Annotated in this window: 10 protein-coding genes; 7 read left to right on the top strand and 3 right to left on the bottom strand. The window is 65.8% G+C overall.

From position 1 onward, the window contains the following. Positions 1-2: 2 nt before the first annotated feature. Positions 3-1,637 (bottom strand): acyl-CoA synthetase, encoded by a 1,635-nt coding sequence (locus GM909_RS19220; RefSeq protein WP_157018830.1) that lies wholly within the window; start codon positions 1,635-1,637, stop codon positions 3-5. A gap of 462 nt (positions 1,638-2,099) precedes the next feature. Here GM909_RS19220 and GM909_RS19215 point away from each other — a divergent pair, with 462 nt between their 5' ends. Next, positions 2,100-2,513: a hypothetical protein gene (locus tag GM909_RS19215; protein WP_157018829.1), complete on the top strand. Its 414-nt coding sequence runs from the start codon at positions 2,100-2,102 to the stop codon at positions 2,511-2,513. A 93-nt stretch (positions 2,514-2,606) separates the two neighbouring features. Then, positions 2,607-2,810 (top strand): hypothetical protein, encoded by a 204-nt coding sequence (locus GM909_RS19210; RefSeq protein WP_157018828.1) that lies wholly within the window; start codon positions 2,607-2,609, stop codon positions 2,808-2,810. A gap of 63 nt (positions 2,811-2,873) precedes the next feature. Here the strand turns inward: GM909_RS19210 and GM909_RS19205 are convergent, their stop codons facing one another. Then, the gene (locus tag GM909_RS19205; RefSeq protein ID WP_157018826.1) at positions 2,874-4,742 is read right to left on the bottom strand and encodes a CHASE2 domain-containing protein; all 1,869 of its coding nucleotides are present in this window, start codon (positions 4,740-4,742) and stop codon (positions 2,874-2,876) included. 7 nt (positions 4,743-4,749) lie between these two features. Next, the gene (locus tag GM909_RS19200; RefSeq protein WP_157018824.1) at positions 4,750-5,286 is read right to left on the bottom strand and encodes a FecR domain-containing protein; all 537 of its coding nucleotides are present in this window, start codon (positions 5,284-5,286) and stop codon (positions 4,750-4,752) included. 203 nt (positions 5,287-5,489) lie between these two features. Between GM909_RS19200 and ligD the strand changes: the two genes are divergently transcribed. Genes ligD through GM909_RS19175 form a run of 5 tightly spaced genes read left to right on the top strand, consistent with a single transcriptional unit; the run spans position 5,490 to position 11,372 of the window. Further along, positions 5,490-7,943 carry a DNA ligase D gene (gene ligD / locus GM909_RS19195; protein WP_157018822.1) on the top strand — a complete coding sequence of 818 codons (2,454 nt, stop codon included), beginning with the start codon at positions 5,490-5,492 and terminating at the stop codon, positions 7,941-7,943. Between the two features lie 22 nt (positions 7,944-7,965). After that, on the top strand, positions 7,966-8,856 hold the full coding sequence (gene ku, locus GM909_RS19190) for a non-homologous end joining protein Ku (protein WP_157018820.1): 891 nt from the start codon (positions 7,966-7,968) through the stop codon (positions 8,854-8,856). Positions 8,857-8,882: 26 nt separating this feature from the next. Then, the gene (locus GM909_RS19185) at positions 8,883-9,944 is read left to right on the top strand and encodes a tetratricopeptide repeat protein (RefSeq protein WP_157018860.1); all 1,062 of its coding nucleotides are present in this window, start codon (positions 8,883-8,885) and stop codon (positions 9,942-9,944) included. After that, a complete protein-coding gene (locus tag GM909_RS19180) occupies positions 9,944-10,585 on the top strand; it encodes an alpha/beta hydrolase family protein (RefSeq protein WP_157018818.1) in 642 nt (213 codons plus the stop codon). Before GM909_RS19185 ends, GM909_RS19180 begins: the two co-directional genes overlap by 1 nt. 13 nt (positions 10,586-10,598) lie before the next feature. Then, positions 10,599-11,372, top strand: coding sequence for an exodeoxyribonuclease III (locus GM909_RS19175; protein ID WP_157018816.1), 774 nt, complete (start codon positions 10,599-10,601; stop codon positions 11,370-11,372). Positions 11,373-11,410 lie beyond the last annotated feature (38 nt).

Below are 11,410 nucleotides of genomic sequence, written 5' to 3'. Positions count from 1 at the left end.
TCTCACAGCCCCGCCTCCTCGCGTGCCCGTTCGCGAAAGATGCGCCGGATCACCTTGCCCGTCGTCGTCAGCGGCATCGATTCGACGAACGCGACCTCACGCGGATATTCATGTGCCGAAAGGCGATGGCGCACCCATGACTTGATCTCTTCGGCAAGGTGAGCATCCGGCTGCCAGCCCGGCTTCAACACGACATAGGCCTTGACGATTTCGGTGCGCAGGGCGTCCGGCTTGCCGACGGCGGCGGCCAGCGAGATCGCCGGATGCGCCGTCAGGCAGTCCTCGATCTCCGCCGGGCCGATGCGATAGCCGGCCGATGTGATGACGTCGTCATCGCGCCCGAAAAAATGGAAATAGCCGTCTTCGTCGACAACTGCCTGATCGCCCGTCAGCATCCAGTCGCCGACGAACTTCTTCGCCGTCGCTTCCGGGTTGTTCCAATATTCCAGGAACATCACCGGGTCCGGGCGACGCACCGCGATCTGTCCCGCCTCGCCGGCCGGCAACGGCCGTCCCGCCTCATCGACCACGGCAACCTCGTGGCCCGGCACCGGCCTGCCGATCGCGCCGCCGCGCGAAACACCGATCGCCGCGCAGGACGACAGCACGAGGTTGCATTCGGTCTGGCCGTAGAATTCGTTGATGGTCAGGCCCAGTTCGGCGCGGGCCCAGTCATAGGACTCGCGGCCCAGCGCCTCGCCACCGGAGCCGATCGTGCGCAGGTTCAGATCGAAGTTGTCGCGAACGCCCGTCACCGTCTTCATCATCCTGAGCGCCGTCGGCGGAATGAAGGCGTTGCGCACCCGCATCTTTTCCATCAGGACGAACGCCGCCTCGGGATCGAATTTTTGCGCCGGCGACGAGACCACCGGCACACCGAAATAGAGCCCCGGCAAGAGCACGTTGAGCAGGCCGCCGGCCCAGGCCCAGTCGGCCGGCGTCCACAACAGGTCGTCCGGTTGGGGCAGGAATTCATGCGGCATCTGCACGCCCGGCAGGTGGCCGAGGAGAACACGGTGGCCATGCAGCGCGCCCTTGGGCGGGCCGGTCGTGCCGGAGGTGAAGATCATCATCGCCGGATCGTCCGGTCCGGTGTCCTCCGCCTCGAAACTGGTCGAATGGCTGGCGATGAGCTCGTTGAGCCCGCGCGCCTCGCCGTCGCGCCCATCAACCGAGATGAGCGCGGTCAGCGACGCCAGCCGGCCGAGGATCGGCCGCAGCTTGGCGAGCCCCGTCTCGTTGGTCACCACGCCCGCGGCATCGGCACTGTGCAACCGGTATTCGAGCGCCTCCACGCCGAACAGGAGCGCCAGCGGCAGGGCAACCGCGCCGAGCTTGTAGATCGCCAGATGGGCGATCACGGTCTCGAATGATTGCGGCAGGAGCAGCGCGACCCGGTCGCCGCGCCTTATCCCTTGCGCCCGCAGCGCATTGGCCAGCGCGTTGGAGCGCTCGGCCAGTTCGCGATAGCTCATGCGAATGGCTTCGCCCTCGGCGTGGAAGTCATAGAGCGCCGTGCGTTCCGGCGCGCGCCGCGCCCAGTCGTCACAGACCGCGACGGCGATGTTGAAGCGCTCCGGCAGTTGCCAGCGGAAATGGGAACGGAGATCCCGGTAATTGTCACGGCGGTCGAGCATGAAGGGCCGAGCAGGCTTCCTGAAAATAGCCGCCGATCCGGCAAGGGCGGCGCGCGATGCACACTTTCTTGCCACCTGCTCGCAGGCTGTGCAAGCGCGCATGGCCTGCCATCGGCCCGATGCGCTTGCCAATTGGATTTCATGGAAGGGTTGGGCAAGGTGACCGAGTTCCGGCCAAAGGCACCCGCGCATAAAGAAGGCTGCCCGATCCCCCGCGGCGTCGGGCAGCCCTTGCCGTCTCTGTCTTCTAGCTCAACGGCAATTTAATCATGACAGGGATTTGGAGAGGGTCAATAATACGACGGTACTAATAGAGATCGACAAGTTGGCCTAGTCCGTAGGAATGGCGAGATGTCCCATCACCACCGAATTGACAGGCATTCGCACTGGAGGAAATTCAGGAATCGCTTGCTATACTGCATGGTTTCGCCATCGAATGGCGTGCGTCCAACGGAAGGCACAATGACTGAACTGGCGGCAGTTGCAATCGAACCCTCGGCGAGGCGCTACGGCATGCTCACGCGATGCCTCCTTGCGATCCTTGTTGCGCTCTCCCTCCAGGGTTGCCGCTCGCTGGCCCAGAACCTCGATGCGGAGTACACGTCATCGCTTCCCTATGACCGGGTGGAGTGCGGGCAGCTTGCCGCCATGCGCAATCGTGAAGCTGCGGCCTACGGGCTGCCGCGCGACGCCCGCGTGGACCAGGACTGGGCCGCATCCGTGCGCCGCCACACCGGTCTCGCGACCCATATTCCCGACTACAGGAATCGAACGGCCAAAGAGCGCGGCGCGGCGCGCGGCCGCATCGAGGCGATGAATTATTCCATGCAACGCCGCGCCTGTCCGGGCGCGGTTGCGGTCGGTCGTGAGGGGTAGACGGGCGATCGATCGGGCTATCGGGCGTGTTGAGATCAAGACACAAATGTGCCAATGCACCCGTCCGCGTGCTCATCCAGCGAGGAACAATCAATGTCGAGATTTGCCATTGCCGCCGCCGTGCTGATGCTCGTCGCCGGATGCGGCACGAGGGGGCCGGTCTATCGCGGCGACCCGCCGCCCGGCATGAGCCCGGCCGAATACAAGGCCCAGTTGCTCGGTGAGGAACTGCCGAGCTACGAGATCAATCGCGAAAACCAGGATCACGACGGCGGCGGTGGGGGCGGCAGCGGCTGAAGCAACCCATCGTGCGGGATCTGTTTGGTTGCCGACTGTCCGTCAGGCGAGTCTCGCGGTAACTCACGGTCGTTCCGGCCGGCTGTAGAGCCAGACCTTGAGCGGGTTCGTCCTGCCGCGCAGTTCCACCTCCAATGGCCCGTCGCAAAGCCCATTCGCCAGCGGCGTGCGCTCCGGTCCGGCGGCCCGCACCACGTCGTCGCTCAAGGCAAGATCGGCCCCTTGCCTTGCCGCGACCTCCATCAGGCGGCTTGCCACGTTCACGCTGTCGCCGGTCGTCGCGATCTGCTGGCCCGAGCCGCTGCCGAGCCGCGAGGCGACCACGGCGCCGTAATGCAGGCCGATCTTGTAGCCGAGGCGCCCCGCGACCGTATCCGGCAGGCCGGCGAGCCATCGCTCGGTGCGCTCGCACAGCCCGACTGCGCAGCGCAGCGCATTGGCGGCATCCTCGGGGGCTGGTCGCGGCAGGCCGAACAGGATCATCAGCCCGTCGCCCATGAAGCTGGTGATGGCGCCACCATTGACTGTTACCTCTTCGTTGACGAATTCGTAGAACTCGTTGAGCAGACCGCGCGTCTCGTTCGGTCCGAGGCTCTCGCTCAATCCCGTATAGCCCGACAGGTCGATGAAGATGATGCCGGCCTCGAACCGTACCGGCTCGGTCAGGAAATCGGGATGGCGCGCCAGCCATTTCGTCAAGCCCGGCGCCTGGATGTGCTGCAGCAGCGCGCTTTGCGCGGCGAAGAACTGCGCCCGGCGGCGATCCATCCACAATTGCAGCGCACCGAACAGGACCAGCGGTGGTGCGGCCGCGGCCATCGGCACGGCAAGGCTCAACCAGATGCCGTGGCCGAACGCCACCTGGTTGAGCACCAGCCAGACGCACATGACGGCGACGATCGAGGCCAGGCCGATGACGTTGCGTCTCCATGCGAGCAACCCGATCAGGACGACGGGCAGCGCAACGGCCAGGCCGGCATCCGCCAGCCTGACGGAGCGGTCGCGCAGGAGCCCGTCTCCCGCCACGAGATGCGCAATGGCCGTGGCCACGACCTCGACGCCAGGCAGAACGGGATCGAACGGGGTGGGAAAGACATCGCCGCCGCCGGTCACGGTCGCGCCAACAACCACGATGCGCCCATTGATCGCCTCGTCCGTCAGTTCTCCCCTGAGCGCGGCGGCCGCGCTCACCGTGCGGATCGTGCCGCTCGGGCCGTAGAACGACAAAGGCAGGGTCTGGCCGATGTCCGTGCGGATGCGCCTGTCGCCCAGGACGAGGCCGCCGGGCTCGATGGCCGGCACCGCGCCGGCTGCAATGGCGGCGGTCCTCAGGGCAAGGGACGTCTCGATGCGATCGCGGGTCCTGAACAGGAGCGGCGCGAAGCGCGGCGTGCCCGTCGGGTCGGTCGCCACGTTGACGATGCCGAGCGCCGCAGCCTCGGCAAAGACCTGCTGCGGCAGCAAGAACCGCTCAGCGACCGGAACCTCCGCAAGCGGGGCATCGGTATTGCCCGCCGCAAGGCGTTGCCGTCCCTCGGCAAAGACGGCCGCGCCGGCCACAACGCTTGGCGCACGGGCAAGCGCGCTGGCAAGCCGCTGGTCCTCCTGGGGCAGCCCGCGATCGACCAGCAGCATGTCGATGGCGATCGCTCTTGGACGATGGCGGGAGATCGCGTCGACGATCTGCGCCAGGCTGGCGCGCCGAAGGGGAAATTCTCCCACACGATCCACCGCCTCGTCGTCGATGGCAACGATCGTCACATCGTCGGGCGCCGTACTTTCGCCGCGCACAAGTGTGCGCATGTCGGTCAGCGGCGCCTCGACCCGCTCGAGAAGAGGCATGCCGCCGCGCCAGTGCGCCCATCCCAGACCGGCACCCCAAACGGCCGCCAGCACGAGGGCGACAAGCGTCTGGACAGCGCGCGGCTTCAAGACGGCTTCACCGGCCGAAGCGGGCCATCAATGCGTTGACGCGGGCCGCCGGCCAGCGGCGCACCTCCAGCGCAGCGCCGCTCTCGTCAACATCGACGCCCTCGCCGGGCCCCAGCACGACACCGGCGCCGCCGGCGCGCCGGCTGACCGCCACCGCGCCCCGGACGACAAAGACCGACGTCGCATCCTGTTCGACATCGACGGCCCACTGCGTACCTCTTACGGCGGCGATCGCCTGCGGCGTCACCACCTCAAGTCCGGAGGAGGGTACATTTTCCGGCAGATCGATGAGCAGCGCCTTGCCGGTCAGGCGCACGGCGTCGACGCTGCCCGTGGCCGTGCGGTCGAGCAAGGTGTACTGCGCCCCTTGCTCTGTAGTGATCGACAGGCCGCCCCGGCAGCGCACGAGATGGCGCGCGGTTCCTCCGATCTGCTCCAATGTGCAGCCGCCGCTGCTTGCCTGCGCCTGCACCTGCTCGGCCGAAACGCTCTGTATGACAAGCGCCGCGGCGGCGGCGATAATGGTCCCGATAATCCGCTTCATGGATACTTCCTGCGCAAAAACACCACCCTGCCAGATCACGATGCCGGCTCACTGAATTGGCATTCCGATCCCGTGGCGGAGGCGTGCAGTATCAGATTTTCCCCAGCGCGAACGTGATCAATTCCTCATTCACCAAGATGGTCATGCGGATTTTTGCAGTATTTCGGTTGAAAGTCGCGATGCCTCATCCATAGTCGTTTGTCATGAACGGTCCGAAGCTCAAGGACTACCACAAAAAGCGGGACTTTTCCCGCACCACGGAGCCGCACGGCCATGCCAGCGGCGATTCCGGAAACCGCTTCGTCGTGCACAAGCACGCCGCCACGGCCGATCATTACGATCTGCGGCTGCAGGTCGGCGGCCTGCTGAAGAGCTGGGCGGTTCCGAAAGGCCCGTCGCTCGATCCCGAGACCAGGCGGCTGGCGGTCGAGACCGAGGACCATCCGCTCGACTATATCGACTTCGAGGGCGTGATCCCCGATGGCGAATATGGCGGCGGGCCGATGATCGTCTGGGACAGCGGTGTCTGGGCGCCGATGGACGACGCGACGAAGGGCCTCAAAGCCGGCGCGCTGAAATTCCGCCTGGCGAGCGAGAAGCTCAATGGCGGCTGGATGCTGACACGGCTGAAGCCCAGGGAGGGCGAGACCAAGCGCAACTGGCTGCTCATTAAGGAGCGCGATCAGGCGGCCGATCCCGACCTGGACATTCTCGCCGAGCGCCCCGAAAGCGTGAAGAGTCGACGCACGATCGAGGACATGGCGGACAACGATGGGCACGTCGGGCAGCCGGCGCCTCGACCAAGAAGGCTCGCGCCGGGCCGGTTGAAAGGCGCCGGGAAATCCGCGATGCCGCACCGCCTCAAGCCGCAGCTCGCCACCGCAGCGGACAAGCCGCCGAAAGGCAAGGACTGGCTGCACGAGATCAAGTTCGACGGCTATCGCACATTGGCCTTCGTCGAAGACGGCGAGGCCAGGCTGATCACCCGCAGCGGCCTCGACTGGACGAAGCGCTACGGCGATCTTTCCCACGCCTTCAGGCAATTGCCCTGCGAGCAGGCGGTGATCGACGGCGAGATCGTCGTTCTCGATGGCGACGGCGTCAGCCGCTTCTCGGCCCTTCAGGAAGCTCTTGCCGATGGACCCGGCAACCAGCTCGTCTTCTATGCCTTCGATCTCGTCCATCTGAATGGCTGGGACCTGCGCAAGGTTGCCCTGTCCAAACGCAAGGAGATGCTGGAAAGGCTGCTTGCCGGCCATGCCGATCCACGATCCGCGATCCAGGTGAGCGGTCATGTCGTCGGCGACGGCGCCGCTTTCTACGAGCGCGCCACCGAGCTCGGCCTCGAAGGCGTCGTCTCCAAGAAGCTGTCGGCGCCCTATGACGAGGGGCGATCCAAGTCGTGGCTCAAGTCCAAGGCGCTGCAGGCGGGCGATTTCGTCATCGCCGGCTATACGACGTCCGAAGCCGCCGAAGGCCTGGCGGCGCTGGCACTGGCCGAATGGCACGACGCAGAACTGCACTATCGCGGCAAGGTGGGCACCGGCTTCGACGCGCCGACGCTGAAAGGACTGCTGGAACGCCTGGAACCGCTCAAGGACGACGCGGCCAGGCTCGACGGCGCGCCCAAGGACATTCATTGGGTGCGGCCCGTCCTTTCCGCCCACATCCATTTCGCCAACCGCACGGCCGACAACATGCTGCGTCACGCCGTCTTCAAGGAACTGAGGGACGCCGCGCTATCGGCCTCCGACGCGCCCGAGCGCAAGCGTCTCGTCTCCGACACCGACCTTGCCTCGGTCTGGGTCACCAATCCGACCCGCCGCCTGTTCACCAAATCCGGCCCGACCAAGCTCGACGTCGCGGTCTATTATGCAAGCATGGGCGACTTCATGCTGCCGCATATCCTGGGCCGGCCGGTCTCTTTCCTGCGCTGTCCGACGGGCAAGCGGCAGGACTGCTTCTTCCAGCGCCATGCCTTTTCCGGCATGCCGGATTCGATTGCGACCTTCGAAAGGACCGATTCGGAGGGCGAGACGACGACCTATCTCGTCGTCGAAGACGTCAAGGGCTATCTGGCGCTGGCCCAGTTCGGGGTGGTGGAATTCCATGCCTGGGGCACGACCGCCAAACGGCTCGAAAGGCCTGATCGCATCGTCTTCGACCTCGATCCCGGCGAAGGCATCGAATGGCGCGATATCGTCGAGGCCGCGCAGCATATTCGCGGCGAATTGGAGGCGATGAAGCTCGTGCCCTTCGTCAAGACCTCCGGCGGCAAGGGTTTGCACCTCACTGTGCCGGTCCGCCCGAAGCTCGACTGGAAAAAGGTGCACGCACGCACCGGAGAGATCGCCGCGGCGATCGCCAGGACGGCGCCTGACACTTTCACCACCACCATGGGCGAGCAAAACCGCAAGGGTCGCATCTTCATCGATTTCCACCGCAACGTGCGCGGTGCCACCGCCGTCGCGCCCTATTCGCTGCGCGCCCGGCCCAACCTGCCGGCCTCGACACCGCTCGGCTGGGCGGATCTGGAGGCCATCGACGCCCCGGAGGATTTGAACTATTCTTCGCTTCCGGGGCTGATATCGACGTCTGGTGATCCATGGGCCGAGATCGCAGAGGCCGCCCGGGACTTGCCGACTGTGGAGAAGTAGCTGCGTTGCGTAGGAGGCAGGCATGGCGCCAAGAGCGAGTTGGAAAGGCTATCTGAAACTGAGCCTGGTGAGTTGTCCGGTGCGGCTTTATCCCGCCACCAGCACCCGTGACCGCATCACCTTCAACCAGTTGCACAAGGACACGCACAACCGGATCAACATGAAGCCGGTCGACCCCGAACTCGGGCTGGTCGAGCGCTCCGAACTCGTCAAGGGCTACGAATACGAGGACAAGCAATACGTCATCATCGATCAGCCTGATCTCGACAGCGTCAGGATCGAATCCAACCACACGATGAACATAGAGGCCTTCGTCGAGGCGGGCTCGGTGGACGTTATCTACCAGGACGCCCCGTATTATCTGGCGCCCGACGGCGCAATGGCGGAGGAAACCTTCATCGTCCTGCGCGAGGCCCTGCACAAATCCGGCAAGCTCGCCATTGCCAGGCTGGTTCTGTCGAGCCGCGAGCGGGTCATCACCATCGCCCCGCGCGAAACCGGCATGTTCGTGTGCACATTGAGAAATCCCAGGGAGGTGCGCAACACGGCCGAATATTTCGACAATATTCCCGTCGGCGAGCCCGATCCCGAAATGCTGGAACTGGCCGAGAAGCTGATCGAGCAGAAGACGACCCAGTTCGATCCCAACACCTACGAGGATCGCTACGAGGTCGCCCTGATGGAGATGATCAAGGAGAAGCTGAAGGGACACAAGCCGGTTGTTGCGGCGGCACCGGAGCGTGGCAACGTCATCAATCTCATGGATGCGCTGAAGGCGAGCCTCTCGCAATCGAAGCCGCCGGCAAAGAGCAAGGCCAGGGAAAAGCCGGCCGCCAAATCGGCGACCAAGGCCGCCGGCGCCGGCGGATCGGCGAAATCCGCTGCGAAAAGGCCCGCCCGGAAAAAGGCGTGACAGAGCTCACAGGCATAACGTTCGGCATGATCGGCGCGCTGACCGCCTTCCCGCGGCGTCTGGCCGCGCGCGAGGTGGAAGACCGCGGCGCCCATCTCAGGCATGGCGTCACCCGCCAGACCACCCATGTGGTGCTCGGGCGCGGGCTTCTGGCGCGCGACGGCGATACGGCCATCGAAGAGCGCGTCGAGCGGGAGCGCGGCGCCGGCAAGCGCCTCCTCAGCGAGAACGGTTTTCTGCGCCTGCTCGGTCTGCGCCGCCCGCCGGCCGCACCGGCCCTGACGCGCGCCTCACTGATCGAGCAGTCGGGGCTTGCCGAGCGCGACGTCGAATTGCTGTCGCTCTTCGACGCCTTCGAGAACGACGGCGAGCCCTATTCGTTCAGGGACGTGATCCTGGCCAAGAAATATGCCGGGCTGATCGCCGGCGGAGCGAGTTGGGGCGCGATTGCGCGCTCCGTCCATCGCGCGCCCGCACCCGTCACCGCGCTCACCGCCCTGGCGCTGGAGACCGAGGGCCGCGACGCGATCTATGCCCGGCGCGGCGACGCCTTGAGCGAGCTCGACGGACAGATGCTGCTGCCGATCGAGCGTCCCGACGAGCGGGAGCCCGACGCGCTGTTCGACGAGGCGGAAGAAGCGGAGAGCGAAGGGCGTTTCGAGGAAGCGGCCGACCTTTACGAAAAATGTCTGGCACTCGATCCGAAGGATTCGGTGGCCGCCTATAATCGCGCCAATTGCCTGGCCGCCATGGGCCACATGGCCGAGGCGCGGCGCAGCTTCCTGATCACGCTCAAGCTCGATCCCGCCTTCGTCGAGGCCTGGTTCAACCTGGCCGATCTCGTCCGGCAGAGCGGCCACACACAGGCGGCGCGCAGCTATCTCAGCAAGGCGGTCACACTCGATCCCGATTATGCCGACGCCGTCTACAATCTGGCGACGCTGGAGTTCGATGCCGGCAAACTCGCCGAAGCGCGGCGCTGGTGGGTGCGCTATCTCGAGTTGGACCCGAATTCGGCCTGGGCGCGCAATGCCGCCAGGGGCGTCCAGTATGCCGACCTGCAGCTTGCCCGAAGGAATGCGGGCTGATGAACGACCGCTTCCTTTTCGACGGGCCCGGCAATGCGCGCATCACGATCCTGCTGGCGCACGGGGCCGGCGCGCCGATGGATTCGATTTCCATGAACGCGGCTTCTGCAGCATTGGCCGAGGCCGGCCTGCGAACCGCCCGTTTCGAATTCGCCTACATGGCCGCCCGGCGCAACGGCGAGGGCCGCAAGCCGCCGCCGCGCGCCGAAAGGTTGAAGGATGAATATCTCGACGCCGTCGAGGCGCTGGCGGCGACCGGCCCGCTGATGATCGGCGGCAAGTCGATGGGCGGGCGCGTGGCGAGCATGGTCGCCGACCAGCTCTATGACCAGGGCCGCATCGCCGGTCTCGTCTGTCTCGGCTATCCGTTCCATCCGCCCGGCAAGCCGACACAGTTGCGCACCGCCCATCTCGAAAATCTGAAGACGCCGACGCTGATCTGCCAGGGCACGCGCGACGAATTCGGCACGCGCGAGGAGGTTGCGGGCTACGCGCTTTCCGAGCGGATCGAGCTCCTGTGGCTGGAGGACGGCGATCACGACCTCAAGCCACGCAAGCGGATCTCGGGCTTTTCTGCCGCCGACCATCTGAAGACGGTGGCGCAGGCCGTGGCGGCCTTCGCCGAGAGGATCGCGCCGTGAAACGGACGGTTCGGTGAAGGTCGCCACCTTCAACATCAACGGCATCAACTGGCGTCTGGACAACCTGCTCGACTGGCTGGCCGAGGCCGAGCCGGACGTCGTCTGCCTGCAGGAACTGAAAGCCGACCAGCGCAAATTTCCCCGTACGGCGCTCGAAGAAGCTGGCTATGGCGCGGTCTGGCGCGGCCAACCGGCATGGAACGGCGTGGCGATCCTGGCGCGCGGCGCCGAGCCCGTCCTGACCCGCGACGAACTGCCGGGCGATCCGGCCGACCGCGACGCGCGCTATATCGAGGCGGCCATTGGCGGGGTGCTGATCGCCTCGCTTTACGCGCCCAACGGCAATCCGCAGCCGGGACCGAAATTCGACTTCAAGCTTGCCTGGATGGAGCGGCTGATCGCGCATGCCGCCGAGCTTGTCGCCGCCGATGTGCCGGTCGTGCTGGCGGGCGACTACAACGTCGTTCCCGAGCCGCGCGATATCTACGAAACTCGCTCCTACGATCGCAACGCGCTCGTGCAGCCGCAAAGCCGCGCCGCCTACCGCCGGCTGCTCGACCAGGGATGGACCGACGCCATCAGCACCGCCTTCCCCGACGAGACCGTCTTCACCTTCTGGGACTACATGCGCAATCGCTGGTCCCGCAACGCCGGCCTGAGGCTCGACCATCTGTTGGTGAGCCGCAAGGCCGCCCGCCGGCTCACGGCGGCCGGCGTCGACCGCCCGGTGCGGGGCCGTCCGGGCGCCAGCGATCACGCGCCGGTCTGGATCGAGCTGGAGGGCTGAGGGTTCACATTTCAGGCGTGTCGACTGGCGAAGCAGCG

Origin of the sequence: Mesorhizobium xinjiangense (assembly GCF_009749525.1) — a bacterium.
In the GTDB taxonomy this organism is placed as follows: Bacteria; Pseudomonadota; Alphaproteobacteria; order Rhizobiales; family Rhizobiaceae; genus Mangrovimarina; species Mangrovimarina xinjiangensis.
Note: the sequence above shows the minus strand (reverse complement) of the source record. Positions and strands in the feature narration are given on the sequence as shown.

Coding starts and splice junctions, on each gene's coding strand:
- GM909_RS19220 (WP_157018830.1), bottom strand. CDS start 1,637: ATGCTCGACCGCCGTGACAATTACCGGGATCTCCGTTCCCATTTCCGC.
- GM909_RS19215 (WP_157018829.1), top strand. CDS start 2,100: ATGACTGAACTGGCGGCAGTTGCAATCGAACCCTCGGCGAGGCGCTAC.
- GM909_RS19210 (WP_157018828.1), top strand. CDS start 2,607: ATGTCGAGATTTGCCATTGCCGCCGCCGTGCTGATGCTCGTCGCCGGA.
- GM909_RS19200 (WP_157018824.1), bottom strand. CDS start 5,286: ATGAAGCGGATTATCGGGACCATTATCGCCGCCGCCGCGGCGCTTGTC.
- ligD (WP_157018822.1), top strand. CDS start 5,490: ATGAACGGTCCGAAGCTCAAGGACTACCACAAAAAGCGGGACTTTTCC.
- ku (WP_157018820.1), top strand. CDS start 7,966: ATGGCGCCAAGAGCGAGTTGGAAAGGCTATCTGAAACTGAGCCTGGTG.
- GM909_RS19185 (WP_157018860.1), top strand. CDS start 8,883: ATGATCGGCGCGCTGACCGCCTTCCCGCGGCGTCTGGCCGCGCGCGAG.
- GM909_RS19180 (WP_157018818.1), top strand. CDS start 9,944: ATGAACGACCGCTTCCTTTTCGACGGGCCCGGCAATGCGCGCATCACG.